Origin of the sequence: Pseudoalteromonas rubra (assembly GCF_004212645.1) — a bacterium.
Classification (GTDB): domain Bacteria; phylum Pseudomonadota; class Gammaproteobacteria; order Enterobacterales; family Alteromonadaceae; genus Pseudoalteromonas; species Pseudoalteromonas rubra_G.
In genome coordinates this window covers 12,798-34,728 of the sequence record NZ_PPUZ01000034.1, presented here as the reverse complement: position 1 = coordinate 34,728, position 21,931 = coordinate 12,798, and the positions used below count along the sequence as shown (strand labels likewise).

Annotated in this window: 2 protein-coding genes; both read left to right on the top strand. The window is 55.2% G+C overall.

Features of this window, described 5'->3' with window-relative positions; all coding sequences use genetic code 11:
* Position 1 precedes the first annotated feature (1 nt).
* Positions 2-9,904 carry a non-ribosomal peptide synthetase gene (locus C3B51_RS12835; RefSeq protein ID WP_130245282.1) on the top strand — a complete coding sequence of 3,301 codons (9,903 nt, stop codon included), beginning with the start codon at positions 2-4 and terminating at the stop codon, positions 9,902-9,904.
* A complete protein-coding gene (locus C3B51_RS12830; protein WP_130245281.1) occupies positions 9,904-21,909 on the top strand; it encodes a non-ribosomal peptide synthetase in 12,006 nt (4,001 codons plus the stop codon). Before C3B51_RS12835 ends, C3B51_RS12830 begins: the two co-directional genes overlap by 1 nt.
* Positions 21,910-21,931 lie beyond the last annotated feature (22 nt).

Sequence of the window (21,931 nt, the reverse complement as noted above, 5' to 3'; positions counted from 1 at the left end):
TATGGAAAATTCAGCAATTGAAGCATTATTGGCCGAACTGGATGGTCAGGGGATTTATGTTTATTTGCAAGAGGGTCGCCTGAAACTGCGCACTCACCTTGCCACTGTGCCTGCAGCGCAGCTCAATAAAATTAAAGCCAATAAGCCGGCGCTGATTGCGTATATGCAGGCGCACCATCAAAAACAGGGCGCGTTGTCTGCGTCTCAGCAAGGGATCTGGCTTATCGACCAGTACCATGGTGGTGAAGTGGCCTACACCATGGCCGGGTTGCTCAGGCTGTCGCAGCCGGTTGGCAAGGCGCAGCTTGAAGAGGCACTGAATACTCTGCTTGTCCGCCATGATATTTTACGCAGCCAGTTTTTTGCCACAGAGCAGGGCGGATGCCAGCGCGTTAATACCGAGCTGTCTTTAACCTTAGCGCAGCTATCGGTGCCAGCGCCGCTGACCCAGGCGCGGATTGAAAATGAGTTACAACCGCTGTTGCGCCAAGGGTTTGACCTGCAAAAATCGCTGCCGATCCGCGGCGCTTTGATCTGCGAGCCTGACGCAAATGAGGGGCAGTGGGTCTATCTGATGCTGCATCACCTTGTGGCAGATGGCTGGTCGGTGCGGTTACTGGTCAACGAATTGCTGGATGTGTTACAGACACAAGCACCAAAACAGGCCGCGCCGCTGCAATATCTGGATTATGTACACTGGGAAAAGCGCTTTGTTCAGTCCGAGCGTTACCAGCAACAGCATGCTTACTGGCAACAGCAACTCGCCGACTTCTCGGCGTTTTCATTGCCGACCAGCTATACCAGACAGGCTGAGGCCTCGTTTCGCGGGGCAAGCCATTCATTTAAACTGGAAGAGGCACCGTGTCAGCGTTTTGAACACAGTTGTCAGCAGCTGGGGGTGACACCATTTTCTGCGCTGCTGAGTGTTTTTTATGTGCTACTTCATCGCTACAGCCAGCAGCAGGATATTACGGTAGGCGTGCCTGTGCTGGGCCGCGAGCATAGCGAATTCGAGTCGATGATCGGCTGTTTTATCCATACTTTACCGCTGCGCCAGCAGCTCAATGGCGATATGCGGTTTAGCGAATTGACCAACTGCACTCAGGCTCAGATAAGGCAAGCGCTCGACAATCAAAGCGTATCGCAGGACGCACTGGCAAAGCTGGCCGGTACATCCCGGCTGTTTACTGTGCTGTTTAATTATGACGCTGTGCCGCCAGAACCCTTGCGTGCTGGGGAGCTGGAAGCGCAGCTATTCACACTCAATAACCACAGTGCCAAGTTTGACCTGACATTAAATCTGAGTACGCATCATGCAGGCATGGTTGCAGAAATTGAGTACAACGTAGATCTGTTTGCGCCGCAGCTGATTGCTCAGATTGCCGATGATTTTCAGGCCTTGTTGAGTACGCTCAGTGATAACCCGGCCCAGTTGCTCGAAGAGGTTAGACTGCCTTCAGTTGATGCCGCGCAGCTGCTGCTTGGCACCATGCCGGATGCGAGCACTGCCCCTTTGCTGTTCCCGCAAATTCTGGCGCACAGTCAGGCTAAACCCACACACCCCGCAATTGTTGCCGCTAATGACCCGACTCAGTCTGTGAGTTATGCCGAATTAGCCACGCAAACCGCCAACTTTTCCGCTGCGCTCAATGATGTTGCCCCGGGCAACACTGTGGTTGCCGTGCTGGTCAGTCGTAACGTACAGAGTCTGGTTGCTTTACTTGGCGTGATGCGTGCCAAAGCCGCTTATCTGCCCATAGAGCAGGATACGCCGGTTCAGCGGATCATCGAAATCATGGAGCAGGCCGGTTGCCGTACCCTGGTAGTCTGTGATGCCCAGGCAATGACAACACAGGCACAAGCTGCACTCAATGAGCGCGAAATGGTGGTGTGGGAGTATCAGCAGCTGCTACAGCGTAACACGACTGCTCAAGCGCTGGATGCGGCAAAAGAGTTAAACGCCGATGAGCTGGCTTATGTGATCTTCACGTCCGGGTCGACGGGCAAACCAAAAGGGGTGGCAATCAGTCATGGCGCACTGGCCAGCTACTGCGAGTCTGTTACTCATCGTATCGAATTTTCGGGCCACACACGCGCCGGTATTGTGACCGGGCTTGCGACCGATCTGTGCCTGACTGGCATTTATCCTGTTCTCGCGCAGGGCGGCACTGTGGTCATGCCCGGGACGCGTGCGCTGCCAGAGCCGCAACAACTGGTCGACATGCTCACGGAGCAGCAGGTGAACCTGCTGAAGATAACGCCATCATTCGCCCGCGAATTATTGCCGCAAATTGCAGCGCAGGGTGGGCACCTGCCGGCAATTGAACAGTGGATCTTAGGCGGCGAGGCGCTGGATGTGACCTTAGTCGCCGAGTTACAGGAGCACTATCCCACAGCCCACATAGTCAACCACTATGGTCCCAGCGAAACCTGTATCGGGGTGACCACGCATACGATTGCTAAGCGCCCGGATCCGCGCATTGAGCATTACCCCATTGGCAAGCCGCTGGCCCATGTCAGCGTTTTAGTGCTGAACACGCAGGGGCAGCCAGTCCCGCTGGGTATGCCTGGCGAGCTTTACATTGGTGGTGCGTCACTGGCCAGCGGTTATGTGCGTGCGCCCCAGCTGAGCGAGCGCTATTTTGTGCAATGTCAGACCCAAAATGGGCAGTCTGCACGGTTTTATCGCTCCGGCGACCGGGTTCGGTTAACGCACCAGGTAGAGCTGCAATACTTGGGCAGGCTGGATAATCAACCCAAGATCCGCGGCTATCGTGTCGATATCAGTGAAATTGAAGCTAAGCTGGCGGCCCTGCCAGGGGTAAAAGCTGCTGCTGTGATTGCACGTAAACAGGCGGGTATTGACACCTTAGCGGCTTATTATGTTGCAGCTCAAGAGGCGGTCACCTCGGCCAGTTTGCGTGATGCACTCGGTGCACTTTTACCTCAGGTTATGATCCCTAGCCACTTCAAGGCGCTGGCGCAGCTGCCGGTGCTGGGTAATGGTAAGGTCGACCGTAAACAGCTGGCTGCACTGCCTGTATGTGACGAGCGCCAGTACACGCCACCTGAAACACAACTACAGCAGCAGTTAGCCGCCTTGTTCAGTGAATTAACCGGTGTAGCGCAAATCTCTGCTGATGACGACTTCTTTTCAATCGGCGGCCACTCTTTACTGGCCATGCGACTTGCCAATCATATTCGCGCCAGGTTTGAACGGGTGTTGTCGCTGCAAACCATTTTTGCCAATCCCACGGTTGCCAAGCTGGAGCGCTGTTTACTGGCGCAGGATATCCATCTGGGTAACACCTTGGTGACGGTTGAACAGGCAGGTGAGCACCCCTTGTCTTTTGCCCAGCAGCGGATCTGGTTTGTGGATCAGATGCAGGGCCACAGTAAGCAATACAACTTGCAGGGCGCCTTTACCATTAAAGGCGCGCTCAATATTGCGGCGCTGTCACAGGCCTTTGAGCAGGTGGTTCAACAGCACAGCATTTTGCGCTTTAATTATGCTCAAAACGCCCAGGGCGAGGCCGTTCAGTCCTTTAATGACACGCTGAACTTTGTGCTCAAACAACGCGATTTAAGTGAGCTCGATGATGAACAGCAGGCCGATACGCTGCGTCAGTTACTGGCCGAGGATTATCATACCGGGTTCGACCTGAGCCGGGACTTGTTGCTGCGGGCTCAGTTGTTGCAACTCGATGCACAACTGTCTGTGCTGGTCGTCACTATGCATCATATTGTTTCGGATGGCTGGTCAATCGGCGTGTTATGTCGTGCGTTAGAAGCCGCCTATCGCAGTGCCTGTGCAGGTAAGCCGCATGAGACGGGCAGTCTGACACACAGTTATATAGATTATGTGCACTGGCAGCGCAATCTGGCCACCTTGCCTCAGTGGCAAACCAGTTTAGCCTACTGGCAAAAGCAACTGACAGATTTGCCCAAAGTGCATGAGCTGCCTCAGGATAACCCCAGAGAGAATAAGGTGATCAGCGGCGGTGCTTTGTACTGCTACGAATTGCCAGCAAAGCTAAGCCGGACCTTGCGCGGCTTTGTTGCCCGCAGCGGACAAACCCTGTTTGCGGTACTGGAGTGTGCTTTTGCACTGTGGATGAGCCGTCTGTCTGGCCAATCCGATATTGCTCTGGGCACACCGGTTGCCGGTCGTGAGTTCAGCGAGCTGGAAGCTGTGATTGGTAATTTTATCAATACACTGGTGCTGCGCCATCACATCAAGCCCGATATGAGTTTTAGCGATGCACTGACACAGAGTAGCAAGACCCTGCACAGTGCGCTTAATCATCAGCATATTCCCTTTGATGCTCTGGTCGAGGCACTCAACAGCGAGCGAAGTTTAGGCATTCATCCGCTGATCCAGGTAGTGTTCCGGGTTAACAACCAAGTTAATGAAGCGCTACAACTGGATGGGCTGGATGTCACGGTGAATGATACCGGCGTGCGCAGCGCTAAGCTGGACCTGGAAGTGTCTGTGATTGACTGCGGCGATACCATTGCCGTTGAATGGCTATACGACAGCGCCTTGTGGCAGGAGCACAGCATTGAGTCGTTTGCCCGCCAGTATACTCAGTTACTGGGCGCTTGTTTGGATGCGCCGCAGCAGCGCATTGGTGCCCATAGTCTGGTTGATGCGAACCAGCTGACGCAACTACTTGCATTCAGTGCGCCACAAAACCACGAGCCAGGCAGCGATATTGGCTGGCACCACCATTTCAGTGCCATTGCCGAGCTCCAGCCACACAGTGTTGCGTTGCGGTGTAACGGCGAATCCTATACTTACCTTGAAGTAGAACAAAGGGCGAATCAGTTGGCGCACTGCCTGCTTGAGATGGGGTTTGAAGAACAAAGCCGCCTGGCGCTGTTATTGCCCTCCGGCCCCGCCATGGTTATTGCGGTACTGGCTATTCTTAAAGCCCGCCATGTCTATGTGCCTTTACACTACGACACACCGGAAAAACCCCTGTCTTACATCGTTGAAGATGCTGATATTGTTATGATACTGGCACTCAGCGATGACACCGAGAAACTAATCGAAAGTGCCACCGACTTTCTGTTTCTGGATGATTTATTTGACGTTGAGTCTAACTTTTCCGGTTATCCGGTGTCCGTGCCTGGCGTCGAAGAGCTGGGAGAATCAACGCTCACGGATGCACAGCGCTTGTGCTATATCATTTACACCTCGGGCTCTACCGGGCGGCCAAAGGGCGTGATGATCACCCATGGCAACCTGAATGTGTATTTATCTCATGCCATGGATACCTATCTGGATGCCGATACAACCTTGCCGCTGGCGGTGGTGAGCACGCCTTTAGCGTTTGATGCCACTATCACCGCACTGGTGCCGCCGCTGTTGTGCGGCGGTGAGGTTGAAATTGTGACTCAGGGGCCGCACCAGCTGGCGGCCATCACTGAGCTGTTGTTTAATGCCATCCGACCGCGCCTGTTTAAGCTCACACCGGCGCATTTGCGGGCCGTTCAGGCACTGATGGATGAACTGGGCAGTAACAGTGCGCCTCATACGCTGGTGATCGGCGGTGAGGCGCTGGATGCCGATTTACTGCTTGCGCTGCGCGAAAAGCTGCCAGCCTGCACCTGGATAAACGAATATGGCCCAACGGAAGCAACGGTGGGCTGTAGCGTGTTTGCGCTGACCCCGGATCTGAACCCTTACGCGACGTTACGTCATCCGGACGTACCAATCGGCCTGCCCAATGCGGGTGTTGCTATGGTGGTGGTCGATGAATGTGACCAGCCTGTACCGGCCAACACACCCGGGGAGCTGCTGATTGGCGGGGCCGTGGTGAGTCCGGGTTACGTTAACCAGAATGCGCTGAATGAGGAGAAGTTTGTTACCCTGAGCTTTGCCGGGCAACCGCCAGTGCGCTTTTATCGCAGTGGCGACCTGGTAAAGTGGCACAGTGATGAGCAGGGCAGGCTGGCCTACCTGAGATATTATGGTCGTTCAGACGAACAAATTAAGCTGCGCGGCTATCGCATCGACTTGAATGCGATTTGCCATTATCTGCGCGAACTCGATGGCATACGCGACTGCGCGGTGACGGTCGATGAAACCCAGCAATTGTTGCAGGCTCATATTGTCTACCTTAACGGCAAAGTCCCGCCAGACAGTCATTTACGCAATCATTTGGCGCAATATCTGCCGCCGTACATGATCCCGGGGCAGTTCAATCGCGTTGAGGCCATTGTGCTCACGGCCAATGGCAAAGTGGACAGCAAAGCACTCAAAGCGCTGGCGCAGCAACGAGAGGCCAGAGTCAATAAAAGCATCGACCTAGCGGCCCTTACGCCCATGCAGTCTTATTTGTATCAGCTTTACAGCGATGTTTTGCTGACGGAGCATTTTGATCTGGACGACAGCTTTTTTGACCTCGGCGGCCATTCACTGCTGGCCATTAAGCTGATCAGCCAAATACGCCAGCAGAAACACCTGGAGATAACGCTCCCTCAGCTATTTAAAACGCCAACCATTGCGGCGCTGGCCCAGGTGCTGGAGCAGTGTGACCCAATCGCCGCCGCACAAACGATTGTGCCTGTGTCGCGCCAGCAGCCCTTGCCCCTGTCGTTTGCACAGCAAAGATTGTGGCTGATTGAACAGCTTCAGGCGTCCAGCACGCAATATCATATGCCTGCCGGATTTAAGTTCAGCGGCACGCTCGACAAAGCCGCGTTTAGCGAAGCGCTCAATGCCCTGATAACCCGCCATGAGGTGTTACGTTCGCGGATCGTAAAAGTCGCGGACTCAGCTGAACCTGTCCAGCAGGTCAGCAGTCAGTTCGATTTACCGCTGACACAGCTCGATCTCACCAAAATGGGTGAACGTGCCCGTCAGCAGCGCTGGCAGCAGGCTTCGCATGCCAATGCAACCGACCGCTTTGATCTCAGCCAGGATCTGCTGTTGCGGGTCTTGCTGGTTAAGTTTGGCAAAGACGACTATCGGGTGCATTTTAATATGCATCACATTGCCAGCGACGGCTGGTCGATGGCGATTCTGGTGCGAGAGTTCATTGCCTTCTATCGCCATTTTGCCAAAGAAGACGACTATCAGCTGCCTGCAGAGCTCACTCAGCCCTTAGCTGTGCAATATGGCGACTTTGCTTACTGGCAGCGCAATACCTGGGCTAAAGACGGCGGTCAGGCAGATTTGCAATATTGGCTGAAGGCACTGGATGGCTATCCGCCGCTTCATCAGTTGCCGCTCGATTATCCTCGCCCGGCCATGGCCCAGCTCAGCGGTTTACGCCATACCCAACGGCTCAGTGCGGCCCTCACGCGGGCAGTTCACGAGCACTGCAAGGCACAAGGCGTCACCTTGTTTATGTGGCTGCATACGGTGTTTTCACTGTTGATACAGCGCTACAGCCAGACCGACGACGTGGTGATTGGCTCGCCGGTTGCGGGGCGAGAGCACAACGAAGTGGCCAATTTAATTGGCTTCTTTGTCAACACCCTGGTGATACGCACGCGCACTGAGTCAGAGCAAAGCTTTAATCAGTTGCTGGAGCAGCAAAAACAGGTGATCCTGGATGCGTTTAAGCATCAGGCACTGCCCTTTGAGCAACTGGTCGAAGCGCTGAAGCCCGAGCGAAATCTCGCACACCAGCCTGTTTTCCAGATTTTGTTTGCGCTGCAAAACAACGAAACAACTGATCTGGTGCTGCCGCAGCTGCACATTGAAGTCGAAGCGCCAGAACAGCCTATGATGAAGTTTGATCTGGAGGTAAACGCCATCGAAAACGGCGATGGCATAGAGCTGGAGTGGAACTTTAGCTCGGCCCTGTTTAAACCCGCCACCATCGCGGCGCTGGCCGAATCCTTTGAGGTGCTGATCGGCGCCATTTTGAAATCTCCGGAGCACACTGTGCATCGCTTACCTGTGCTCACCCAGTCTCGTCAGCAGCAGCTGGTGAATATTAAGGGCGCAGATAAAACGATTGACTCGCAGTGCATTCACACGCGGGTCAGTGCGCGGGCAAAGCACGATGCAAACGGGCTTGCGGTGCGCGATGCCGATGCCTGTATGCTCAGCTATCAGGCGCTCGAGCATAAGGCCAGTACGTTGGCCAGTTACCTGCTGGAGCAGGGCGTAAAACCGGGCGCGCGCATTGCCCTGTGCCTGAGCGCAGGATGCGACCAGCTGGTGGCCATGCTGGCGGTCTTTAAGGTGCGTGCCGCCTATGTGCCCATTGATCCGACGCTGCCCGCATCCCGATGTCAGTTTATGATCCGTGACAGTGGCGCAAGCTGGTTGCTGACCAGCAGCTCGTTAATAGCGCAGTTAAAACCTGTCATTGATGCCGTGCAGCAGCCACCGCTGTCGGTGCTGGTGATGGATAAGCCAGAGAGTTGGCAGCCTAATCAGGTGCGCGACCACTTTGCCAGCAGCGAGCATTCAGACCTGGCCTATGTGATCTATACCTCGGGCACCACCGGCCAGCCAAAAGGCGTGGCGATCACTCAGGGTAATCTGGTGCTTTATCTTGACCATGCCTGCCATGAGTATGTCGATGAAAACCTCAGCTTTAGTGCCGTGAGCACGCCGCTGGCGTTTGATGCTACGGTAACCGCCGTCTGGCCTGCCTTGTTGCAAGGTGTGTGCATCGACATGCTGGCTGATGACGAGCGCATGTTAAAGCAGCTTGCCAGTCGCTTGTGTGGTGAGGTTGCCGGTCTGTTTAAAGTCACTCCGGCCCATTTACAGGGCGTGGTTGCTGTACTGAAACAATGCGGCTTGTCGGACGAGCGCAGTTTTGCAGCGCCGCACAAGGTGATTGTGGGCGGTGAAGCGCTGCCGGTTGCACTGCTGGTGGAGCTGAGCGCGCGATTACCAAATGTTATCTGGGTCAATGAATACGGCCCGACCGAAGCCACGGTAGGCACCAGCACTTATCACTGCGATAAGTCGGAAATTGCACGGCTTCATGGCCAGTCTCTGGTGCAGGTGCCCATTGGTCAGCCCATCGCCAATACTCATTTGCTGGTGCTGGATGAGCAAATGCAGCCGGTGCCGGTGGGTGTGACGGGCGAGCTGTATATCGGCGGCGATAACCTGGCGCAGGGTTACCTGAATCGCAACGACCTCAGCGCTGAAAAGTTTGTCTGGCTGCCTGTCGGGGCGCAGCAAAGTGAGCAGCGTTTTTATCGCAGTGGCGATCTGGTGCGCTGGTCGGTGAACGACGATGGCACTCCTGGCGCATTGCAGTTTTGCCATCGCCTTGATAGCCAGCTGAAGCTAAGGGGCTATCGCATTGAGCCACAGGAAATTGCTGAGCTGTTGCAGCAAGACCCCCGCATTGAACAGGCTGTGGTGTTGCTCAATGAAACGGCCGATAACCTCGAAGCCTACCTGGTCGTGAGTCCGGATGAAAAAAGTGAACAGCCCGGCGCAGTTGTGCTGGCTGATGCCCAATTGTCTGGCGCCTTGTCGGCGCGCCTCAGCGAGTCTTTACCGGCCTATATGGTGCCGTATCGCTATGTGCTGATCGCTGCACTGCCTTTGACTGTCAACGGCAAGGTTGATGTAAAAGCGCTGCATGCTTTAGGCGCGCAGTGCGACTCGCCGACTGAGAAGATTGCACCGCGCAACGACACCGAAGCAGCCCTTGCCGAGATCCTTGCATCGGTATTAGCGCGCACATCAATCAGCGTAACAGACAACTTCTTTAGCCTGGGCGGCCATTCCTTGCTGGCGACACAATGCATTGGCCTGATTGAGGCACAATTCGGGGTCGGCATGTCGGTCAGAACTCTGTTTGAGCGCCCTACAGTGGCAGCTTTGGCGCAATGGATTGAGATCCATCAGGCCATGGCAGAGCAGGCTCAGGATGATAACGAAAACGACACTTCAGAAGAGATGTTTTTGTAATGACGGAACAGTTGATAGCAATTGAGCAGTTAATCGCGGATGCATTGCGTGCGGGCATTACCTTGTATGAAAAAAACGGGGCATTAGCGTTTAAGCAAAAAGGGGATTTCCCGGCCGATCTTAAACAGCGCATCGTGGCGAATAAAGCCGACATCATCGCGTATTTTCAACAGCAGCGCGGCGCGGCTGAATCGTCGCATACGGCGATTACACCCGTTGACCGTTCAGGACCTTTGCCTGCTAGTTTTGCCCAGCAGGGACTGTGGTTTATCGAGCAGCTGCAAGGCAGCAGCCAGTATTATATGCCCGCTGAATTTGTGCTCACCGGGGCGCTGAATATTGCCGCGCTCAAAGCCAGTATCGCCGCGCTAATTGCCCGTCATGAATCCCTGCGCAGTCACTTTATCGCCAGCAATGAAAGCGAACAGGGCGTAGTTGTAAAGGTGGCCGACACGCTCGACACTCCGTTTGATTGGCGAGATGCCAGTGTGTGGCCCAAAGCGGGCCGTGCGCAGGCTATTCGCGACCAGCTGAGCGAGTTTCTGGCCCAGCCATTTGACTTAAGCCACGATGCGCTGCTGCGGGTGCTGGTGATTTCAGATCAGCAGACCCATTATCTGGCGTTTAACATGCATCATATCGTGTCCGATGGTGCGTCGATGCAAGTACTGGTGAGGGAGCTTGAGGCACTTTACAGTGCAGAGTTAGGGCTGCAGAACGCCCCGCAACTGGCGCCACTGAGCGTCCAGTATGGTGATTATGCCAGCTGGCAGCAAAACACGCTGACGGCTGAGTATCTGGCCGACAAACTTTCGTTTTGGCAGCAAGCGTTGCAAGGTTTGGATCCTATTCAGTCGCTGCCCGGGGACTTTGTTCGCCCGGCGGTGCAAACCCAGTGCGGCCGGGTTTATCGTCAGACATTAAGCGCAGCGCTGACTGGGCACATTCAGGCCCACAGTGCACAACAATCCGTCACGCCGTTTATGTGGTTACTGAGCAGCTTTATGTTGTTTATCGGCCGAGTCACGCAAAACGAGCAGGTGGTGGTTGGTACGCCGGTGCTTGGGCGCGATTATCCTGAGCTGACGCCGATTATTGGCCTGTTCGTCAATACTCTGGTGATCCCCGCCAGTATTGATGAGTCGATGCGTTTTAACGCCTGGCTGGCGCAGCAAAAGGAGCTGATCCTGGCGGCGTTTGAGCATCGTGAGGTGCCGTTTGATAAAGTGGTCGAAGCGCTACAGTGTGAGCGCGATATGAGCCACCATCCCCTGGTGCAGATCCTGTTTACGCTGGAGCAAAATACTTCAGCGCAGGCGCTTAATTTACCCGGCCTGAGCACCCTGGAGCAAACCCAGGCCAGTGATGAGATTGACATTAAATGCGACCTGGAATTGAGCGCCATTCTGGACATTGAAACAAATGCACTGACACTCAACTGGAAGTACGACAGCGACCTGTATCGCAGCGAGACCATCGCCCACTGGGCCGAGAGTTTTGCCGTTATGCTTGAGCAACTGGTTGCTGCGCCGCAAACGCCGATTGGACAAGTTGGGTTGCTCAGCGAGTCGCAAACCGAGGCAATTTTGGCATATGCCCAGTATGCAGACACACACTGGGACACCAGCCAGACGCTGGTTAGCCTGTTTGAGGCGCAGGTGCAAAAATTTGGCCAGCGGATAGCGGTGGTCGATGAGTGCGAACGCCTGAGTTACGAGGCGCTAAATAACCGCGCCAATCGGCTGGCCAGAGTACTGATCGCAAGCGGCATTACACCCCAAGCGATGCTGCCGGTCAGTGTTACCCGCTCGGTGAACATGGTGGTGACTTTACTGGCGATTTTAAAAGCCGGGGCTGCCTATGTGCCCATAGACCCGGATTATCCCAAAGAGCGGATTGAATACATTATTGATGATGTTGGCAGTCGCTGGCTGATAGTCGACAACGACACCCAGGCGCGTTTTGCAAGCTGTGCAGAGCAGATAATCAACATAGACGATGATGCGATTTATCGGGGTATTGCAATTGGCGATGATCTGGCGCTGGATATTCAGCCGCAGCATCTGGCTTATATGATTTACACTTCGGGCACCACAGGGCGCCCCAAAGGTGTGCAGATAGAGCACCGCCATGTGGTGCGTCTGCTGCACGTTGAGCCTGCTTTATTTGATTTTAATGAGCACGATGTGTGGACCCTGTTCCATTCATTTTGCTTTGATTTTTCGGTCTGGGAAATGTACGGCGCTTTGCTGTTTGGCGGCAAACTGGTGGTGGTAAGCAAAGCGGTGAGCCAGGATACGCAGGCCTTTGCCCGCTGCTTACTGAGCGAAAAGGTCACGGTACTCAACCAAACACCGGGCGCTTTTTATGTGTTGCAATCAGCCGTGTGCGCTTTGCCCGAGGCCGAGCAGGCACGATGCCGGGTGCGTTATGTGATTTTTGGCGGTGAGGCCTTACAGCCGGGTAAACTCAAGCCCTGGGCCAGTCGTTTTGATAATTGTCAGCTTATTAATATGTACGGCATTACCGAAACCACAGTGCATGTGACTTTTAAACGCCTCACACAGGCTGATCTGGCGCTGGGCGTAAGCAATATCGGCCATGCCATTCCAACCACCTCATGCTATGTACTGGATAAGCACCAACAGTTGCTGCCCATGGGCGCGGTAGGTGAATTGTATGTGGGTGGCGAGGGCGTATGCCGGGGTTACTGGCAAAGAGAGGCGCTTAATGCCGAGCGCTTTATTGCTGATCCGTTCGCCGCACCTGGCGACAAAAAGCTTTATAAAACCGGCGATCTGGTGCGATTTCTGCCCGATGGTGAGCTGACCTACATCAGTCGCGCCGACGATCAGGTTAAAGTACGTGGTTATCGCATTGAGCTGGGTGAAATTGAAAACCAGCTGCGCCAGCACCCTCAGCTTCAGGCCGTCAGTGTGCTGCTTAATCGTAATGATCAGCAGGGCGCGCGGATCAGCGCTTTTGTGGTCCCTGCTAGTGGCATTCATTTGGATGAACCGCTCACTCAGGTGCAAGCGTATCTGCGCAGCACACTGCCCGAATTTATGCTGCCAACCAATGTGGTGGTGGTGGATGCATTACCCCTGACCAGTAATGGCAAAATTGATAAAAAAGCCCTGCTGGCACTGGACGTATTGCGCCAGGAGGCGGCCTATCGGGCGCCAGGTACACAAACTGAGCGGGCCGTTGCCGGGTGTTTTTCTGCCTTGCTGGGCGTTGAGCAGGTTGGTCTGGACGACCACTTCTTCCGCCTCGGAGGACATTCACTGCTTGCTACTCAGCTGGTTAGCCGGCTCAGGGAAGTGCATGGCCTGCCAGTCACGTTAAAGGATGTGTTTCAAAATCCCGCTGTGGCTGAGCTGGCTAAAGTGATAGAGCAGGGCGACGCCGATATAGCGCTGACTGCGGACATTCCACGAGCTGATACTTCAGCGCCTTTGCCCTTGTCGTTTGCACAGGCGCGGCTGTGGACGGTCGAGCAAATGATGTCAGATTCGGCGCAGTATCATATGCCCGGCACTTTTACGCTCAATGGACCACTGGATTTGGCTGCATTTAAGCAGGCATGGCAGGCTATTCTTAGCCGCCACCAGGTGCTGCGCAGCAAGATAATACAGGATGAGGCGCAAGGGCCACAGCAAGTGGTCAGTGAAGACTTTGCACTGCCGCTGACTTATATTGATGCACGCTCGCTGACCCCGCGCGCGCAGCAGCAACGCTGGCTCAGCGCACAGCGCGACGATGCCATGCAGGCATTTGATTTAAGCCAGGGGTTGATGCTGCGACTGACTGTGATGGCATGCGCCGACGATGTACACAAATTGCGGGTGAATGTGCATCATATCGCTGCCGATGCCCACTCTTTAGCGATTTTAACCGCTGAGTTGGCGGCGTTTTATCAGCATTTTGCCAAAGGCCAGCCGTTACCCGAGTGGCTGTCTCAGCCTTTGCCGCTGCAATATGCTGAGTATGCACAGTGGCAACGCACTAACCTGGATGACGCGTCCTTGCAGGTACACCGAGACTTCTGGCGCGCTAATCTGGCAGATGCCCCGCCACTGCATCAGTTGCCGCTGGACAGAGCCAGAACGCGCACATCCGCAAATCATGGTGCTGTGCATCTTGCACACCTTAATACAGAAGAGTTCGAGCAGATCCAGACGCAGTGCCGTGATAACGACATCACGCTGTTTACCTGGTTGCAAACCGCATTTGCTTTGTTTGTGGGTAAATACAGTCGCAGCGCTGATGTGGTGATCGGTGCGCCATTCTCCGGTCGTGAGCACAGCCAGTTGCAGCCGCTGGTCGGGTTTTTTATTAATACCTTACCTATCCGCACGCGTTTCACGCCAGAAATGACGTTCAGCGAGCTATTGGCGCAGCAAAAAGCGCTGTTGATGGATATTCAGGCGCATCAGGCGATGCCGTTTGAGCAGATCCTGGATGCACTCAATGTGGCACGCGACCTCAGTCATCAGGGCGTATTCCAGTTAAGCTTTGCACTCAACCCGCAGCTGGACACCCAGTTACAGCTGGCTGATATAGCTGTACAGGCTGAGCAGGCGGTGTCTGTGACGGCCAAATTCGACATTGAGCTCAGTGCGGTGCAAACCGATGACGGACTGCGCTTCAGTTGGTGCTACAACACCGCCTTGTTTGATGCCGCCAGTATTGCCCGCATGAGCGAGGCATTCAGCGTGATGCTGGCCGCACTTACTCGCAGCCCCGAGCTGGATATTGCACAAGTCCCGTTAACACAGGCGCGTTATCAGGCCATTAGCGGACAATCGCATCCGGTACCAGACACCACGCTGGTTGAACAACTTGCCCGACATGCACGCCAGACACCCGACAAAGTGGCAATCAAAGCGCCTGAATCTAACAGCACACTCACTTTTGGCGAGCTGGAGCAGCGTGCCTGCACGCTGGCACAGTATCTCGTCGGGCAGGGGCTTAAGCCACAACAAAGGGTGCTGGTTAGTTGCGATGCCGGGATAGACTTAGTGGTGGCCATGCTGGCAACGCTTAAAGCCGGTGGGGCCTATGTGCCCATGTCACCCGACTATCCAGAGGCACGTATTAAGCATATTATCAGAGACAGCGCCAGTCAGTGGCTGTTAACGCAAACGCGCTTTGCCGGACAGTTTGACGCTTACCCGGCCTGCAGACAGGTATGGCTGGACAGCCCTGAACTGCCCGGGCAATGTGCGGTTTATGCGCAGCAGCCGTTACCCGCAATCGACACAAACCTTCTGGCATATGTCATTTATACTTCGGGCACCACAGGGCAGCCCAAGGGCGTGATGATCCCGCATCGCGGGCTTAGCAATTTATGCCACTGGCATCAGCGTGCCTTTGCGCTGGACGAGCATAGCGTTGGCAGTCAGACGGCCAACATCGCCTTTGATGCCGCGACCTGGGAGATCTGGCCTTATCTCAGTGCCAATGCCTCGCTGGTTTTTGTTAGCCGCGACGAGCTGAATGACCCGCAGCGACTATCGGCCGTGCTGAGCCGTGAAGCGGTAAGCCATTGCTTTTTGGCCACGCCAATCGCCGAAGTGATGCTGGCAGACGCCGACTTTGCCCCCACTCAGCTGGAATACTTACTGGTGGGCGGCGACCGGCTCAACCCCGTGCGCGCTCAGCATCACTTTAAATTGATCAATAACTATGGCCCGACTGAGGCCTCTGTGGTTGCAACCTCGGGCGAGGTTGCTCAGCCCTGCGAAGCGCTGCCGGATATCGGCCTGCCGGTTGATAACTGTGCGGTTTATATTATTGACGAGCAAGGTCGCAGTGTACCCGATGGCATGGTTGGCGAGCTCTGTATTGCCGGGCCAGGGCTGGCTTTGGGGTATCTCAATCAACCGCAGCTGAGCGATGCGCAATTCACCGAATTCACTCAGGATAATGGCGAGCGCGTGCGCGTGTATCGCAGTGGCGATTTGGTCCGGCGACTCAACAGCGGCCGCATTGCTTATGTGGGCCGAAACGACGCGCAGGTCAAATTACGCGGTTATCGCATTGAGCTGGCTGAAATTGAACACCAGCTACGCGAGCTTACAGCCGTAGCCGAATGCGCGGTGCTGATAACGCAAACGCAGCCAGGTAATAAACAACTAACGGCGTTTGTGGTGCCAGAGTCGTTGTCGTCCCGGAGCGAACTGGCTGAACATCTGCGCGGTCAGCTGCGCTCACGACTGCCCGAGTATATGGTACCGAGCGCGTTTGTGATGCTGGACGCACTGCCTTTGACGGCCCACGGCAAGCTGGATAGCCGCGCGCTGGTGCAGCTGGCAAAGCAGAAAGGTGGTGAGCAGGTGACGCAGCTAGATACGCCGAGTGCCACAAACGCCGGGCACAACCCGGTTTTAGCGCTGATGCAAACCTTACTGAACAAACCAGACATGCAGGCTCAGGATGACTTTTTTGCCAGTGGTGGCGATTCTATTTTGGCCATTCAGCTTGCCAGCCGGGCCAGAGCCGCGGGCATTAGCCTGTCAGTGGCCGATATTTTTTCGCACAGCACGGCGGCGGCATTGGCGGCGAATTTTGTTAGCGACGATGGGCGTGCACAGCAGAGCGACTGCGAGCAGCAGCATTTCGTTGGTAAATTAACCCCTCATCCCATTGCGCAGTGGTTTTTCGCTCAGGCATTTGCAGTCCCCGAGCACTGGAATCAGGCCGTCATGCTGAGCGTCGATAAATCGCTCTCCTTTAGTCATTTATGTGATGCCATGCAGGGTCTGCTGACCTGTCATGACGCGCTGCGGCTGACGGTCAGGAACCATGCACACTTGTACATTGGCGAGCAGCTCGAGAGCAAACAGGTGTGCCAATGTCACGACCTCAGTGCCTCAGGTGTAGAATGGCGAGAGGCACTTGCTGAGCTCAGTGAGCAAGCGCAGGCTGGCTTTACTTTCGATGGCTCGCCCTTAATGAAAGTGTGTCATATTGCCACGCCCGATACAGAGCAAAGCAATCGGCTGCTGCTGGTTGCCCATCACTTAATAATTGACGGTGTTTCCTGGCGTATTTTACTGGCCGACCTTGAGCAGGCATGTACTCAGGCGCAAAACGCTCAGGCTGTGCACTTGCCACCGGCCAGTGCCTCTTTGGATGCCATCGCGTTTTATCTGCAAGAGCAGGCCCGCGAGAGTCAGTATCTTGCCAGCTGGCAGAAAGCTGCGAAAGCCACACAAAACCAGCGGCCACTGGGGGGCAGCGCCTCGGGTAGCAAGCACAATGCTGCCATCTGCAGTAAAATTCAGCTCAGCCCGGCTCAGACTCAACAGCTGTTAAATGACGCGAACCGGGCATACAAGAGTACCATTCAAACCCTGTTGCTGAGCGCCTGGCAGTGGACGGCACTGCGTTATTACGAGCGTCCAGAGCAGGTGGTTATGCTTGAAAGCCATGGCCGCGCTCAGCTCAAAGGCGCGCTCGATGCCAGTCGCACCATTGGCTGGCTCACCGCGTTATTCCCGCTGCGTATGTGCAGCCCGGTTGGTCAATCTGAGCAGGCGCTGGCCGAGGTGATCTGCACCGTTAAAGAGCAACTGGCCTGGACGACCCGCCATGGCAGCGAATTTGGTGCGCTGTGTTATACCCACCCAGATCCGAAGGTCCGGGCATCACTGACGATAGACACCCGCACGCAAGCTTTCTTTAATTACCTCGGGCAGCTGGACACTGTATTGGAGCACAGCGGGTTGCTTGGTGATGCCTCTGAACCCACGGGCAGTCTTCGAAGCGAAGCCGATGCGGTGTTTGCGGCCTTGCAAATTACCGCTGCGGTGAGCGGGGGGCGTTTGGCTGTGACGCTGGAATGCGCACCAGAATATTATACCGAGCAAAAAGCACAGCGGCTGAGTACGTATTTTGAGCAGGCGATTAAAGAGGTGCTTGCTCACTGTTTAGCACAAACCGAACACTGCCCAACGCCCAGTGACTTCCCGTTACTGCCGCAGCTTGACCGCGCGCAGTTAACCCAGCTGATGGGCAAAGCCGGGCAGGGTGTGGCCGATATTTATCCGATGACGCCATTACAGCAGGGGATGTGGTTTCACGCCCAGGGCACTGACAATAAAGCGTATCTGGAGCAATCTGTGATGCTGCTGGATGGCGCATTGGACACCGAGGCATTCGCCTACGCCTGGACGCAGCTGACTGCCAGCCACTCAATTTTGCGGACGGCGTTTTTTGTCACCGCACATCAGCCCGTGCAGGTGGTTTATGACAAGTGTGCCTTGCCGTTGCAGATGGATGAGCCACAGCCGTTCGATGAACAGGTGAAAGTGCGTTTGGCCGAGATAGCGGCGCAGGAATATCAACAGCCCCTGGACTTGCAACGCGCGCCTTGTATGCGTTTGCGACTGGTGCCCTTTGGCGAGCATTGCCACGGACTGATCTGGACGTATCATCATATGATTATGGATGGCTGGTCGCTGCCGGTGTTGTTTGCCGAGCTGATTGAGCACTACCAGGCCCGGGTACAAACGCGCATGATGCAAACGCTTGCCGACCCTTTTCGCGATTACGTTGAGTATCTTGATAAACGCGACAAACACGCTGAGCAGGCGTTCTGGCAGCAACAGCTGGCACAGGTCGACACACCCACGCTGCTCACTGAGCACCTGGCTATCAGAGACAAACAAAACCACAGCGTCAGTGAGATAACAGAAACACTGAGCGCGGATTTCACCGCCCAGCTAAGTGACTTTGCAAAGCAAAGAGGATTAACGCTTAATCAGGTGATCCAGGGCGCCTGGGCCTACTGGCTGCGCACCTGTTGTCAGAGTGACTATGTGTTGTTTGGTCAGACCGTATCCGGACGTCCGGAATCTCTGCCTCGTGTAGCCGAGCGTGTCGGCCTGTATATTAATACTCAGCCGGTGTTGATTAATACCCCTGGGCAGCTGACGGTTAACGACTACCTGTTGCAGATCAGAGAGCGACAGGCATCATTGGCGCAATATGCCCACACGCCACTGTCACAAATCCAGCAATGGAGCCAGATTGACAACGGCGGTGACCTGTTCGATGCCCTGTATGTATTTGAAAACTTCCCAAGCGATCCGCTGGCGCAAGACTCCGGGCCATTCAAGGTCACAGTCTGCTCGGAGCGGGATCAGACCCATTACCCCGTCACTTTTGTGGTTGGCGTGGCAAGTCAGCTGTCGCTGACCCTCAGCTATCGCGAAGCCCTGCTGACGTGCGAGCAGGCGCAGCAAAGTTTGGCTTTAATCACCGAACTGCTGGCGGTCTTTATGGCTAAACCAGAAGCGACTCTGGCCGGGTTGCCGCTGATAAAGCCACAGCAAATTACACCGCTGGCACAGTTCGAGTTGTCCGGTGCAAAGGCACAGAGCATCGACCATAACACCTTACAACAGGCGTTTGAGCACGTCAGGGCAAGTCATGGGCAGTGCACGGCTATTCGCTACTATCCATCCGGGATTGAGCAGCCCGCTGTAACCCTGACCTATGCCGAACTGGATGACGCCGCAGCAAGGCTCGCGAATTATCTGTTGTCACAGTACAGTATTCAGGCAGGTCAGGCCGTGGTGGCGGTGTGTTTAGCGCCCGGACCACAGCTGATCATTGCTATTTTGGCCGCGCTAAAGCTGGGGGCATGCTACCTGCCGCTGGTCCCCGCGCTGCCCGAGCAAAGACGGCAATATATGCTTAACAATGCAAGCGCTGCGGTGTTGCTCACGACAGAGCAGGATTGGCAGGGCGCAACACCGGGCTGCCCTGTGGTAGACCTGGCTGCGTGTGAGGCAGAAATATCGGCTCAGCCGACGTTGTGTGTGCAGCGCACCTGCCACAGCGATGCGCCTTGTTATGTGATTTACACCTCGGGCACAACCGGGGAGCCGAAGGGCGTGCAAGTGGCGCATCGCAGTGTGCTTAATTATGTGGCTGCTTTGCAAAGCAATTATGCTATTACGCCAGATGACAACTATCTGCAATTTGCCAGCTGTAGCTTTGATGTTTTTGCCGAAGAAGTATTTTGTACCTTACTCAGTGGCGCAACCCTGGTGATGGCCGAGCAGGAACAATTGCTCAATAGTCAGGCGCTGGCGGACTTGGCGCGTCATGCGCAGCTGAGTCTGATGAGCCTGCCAACGGCTTACTGGCAGCAGCTGGCGGTCAATCCAGTTGATTTGGGCAGTGCAATGCGCATCATCACCGTTGGTGGCGAGCAAATGCAAAGCGCGGCACTGCGGGCCTGGCAGGCACATTATGGCGCGTCTGTTCGGGTTATTAACGCTTATGGCCCGACCGAAACCACCATCTCCGCCACGCTTCAGGATGTGACCCACTTCCAGGGCGAGTCTGTGCCCATTGGTTTGCCTCTGGCTGGGGTAACGGCACATGTGCTCGACAGTGAGCTCAGGGCGCTGCCGGACGGCCTTGCCGGTGAGTTGTATATCAGCGGTCCTGCTTTGGCACTGGGTTATCTGGGCGATAAGGAGAAGACAGACAAAGCCTTTGTGCTCAATCCCCATACGCAAACGCGCTGCTATAAAACCGGCGATAAGGTCAGAGTGGTGGACGGTGCATTGCACTTTTTAGGCCGACTGGACGAGCAGGTGAAGGTGCGGGGTTATCGTATTGAGCTGAGCGAAATAGAGCGCGCACTGCTGGCCCAAAGCGGGGTTGATGCCTGTGCGGTGATAGTCAAACACGAGCAGCTGATAGCCTTTATTGAATCTGCTGATGAGCCAGATGTGGCTCTGCTTAAAGCGGCTGTGGCCGAGCTGCTGCCAGCCTACATGGTGCCGCAGTGGATTGTACCGCGAGCCACGCTGCCCCATAACCACAACGGCAAACTGGACAGAAAAGCACTCGAGCGAGAGGCAGATATCCTGACTCTGGCAGAGCCGCAAGACTATGTTGCGCCATCAACACCCCTCGAGCGCCATTTGTGTGACTATCTTGGTGAGTTACTGCACTGCCCACGGGTGGGCCTGAGCGACGACTTTTTTGCCTTAGGTGGCCATTCTTTGTTGCTGATGCGGCTGCACAGCGAATTGTGCGATGCACTGCAGGCACAGGTGCCCATTTCCTTATTGCTACAGCATAGCCGCATTGGTGCGCTGGCCCAGGCGTTAAGTGATTTCCAGCGGGCCAATCAGCAGCAGCCAGAGACGCTTCAGAGCCTGTTGTGCCTGCAAGCTGGCAGTCCGGGCGTGACACCTGTGGTGCTGATAGCCGGAGCCGGTGGTCTGCTGATGGCCTTTCAGTCACTGGTACAAAGGCTGGATAAGCGAGTCCCGGTGTACGGCCTGCAACCGGATGTGGTGGCGCACGACCCCGATGTAGTCGGCTCAGTTGACGCCACGGCGCAGCACTATTTGTCGGCACTTGCGCAGGTGCACTCTGGTCCGGTTCATCTTGTCGGCCACTCCTTTGGCAGCTTTATTGCGCTGGCAATGGCGCAGCGCTTAAGTGTGAATGAAGGCTCTGAAACCGGCTCTCAAAATATCTCAGCGGCATCAGTCACCATACTGGATACGCCCAGACCCACGCAAAGCTCGGTGGCTATCAGCGCCACGCAGGCCAGTAAGCTGATGCTTGAAAACCTCAATACCTTCTTTGCGTTGGGTTTCAGTGCGGCGCAGCTTAGTGAACTCGGTGCTAAAGCGGTTGAGGAACAAACCGTTTGCCTGGCAGATGCCATGGCGCAGTCGGGCTATCACTTTAGCGCCGAGCAACTTCAGCGCTTGCAGGCGGTGTTTCGTGGTCAGCTGATGGCCGATGTGCAGTTGCCCGCAGAGCTAAATTGCCCGCTTTGTGTGATTAAAGCGCGCGAAACCAATGAGTTTGAAGGCCGATCTCTGGCGCCCGATATGGGCTGGCAGGCGTTGTACGGCAAAGTGCGTTGCCACGAAGTAGCGGGCAATCACTTGTCAATTTTGCAGCATCAGCAGGTGGGTGCTGTGGTTGAAATAATAGAGAGCTACTGTGATTTGTAGTCTATTGTTTAGCAATATGTTT

Excerpts from the sequence above, each read along its gene's own strand:
- C3B51_RS12835 (WP_130245282.1), top strand. The coding sequence starts at position 2 with ATGGAAAATTCAGCAATTGAAGCATTATTGGCCGAACTGGATGGTCAG.
- C3B51_RS12830 (WP_130245281.1), top strand. The coding sequence starts at position 9,904 with ATGACGGAACAGTTGATAGCAATTGAGCAGTTAATCGCGGATGCATTG.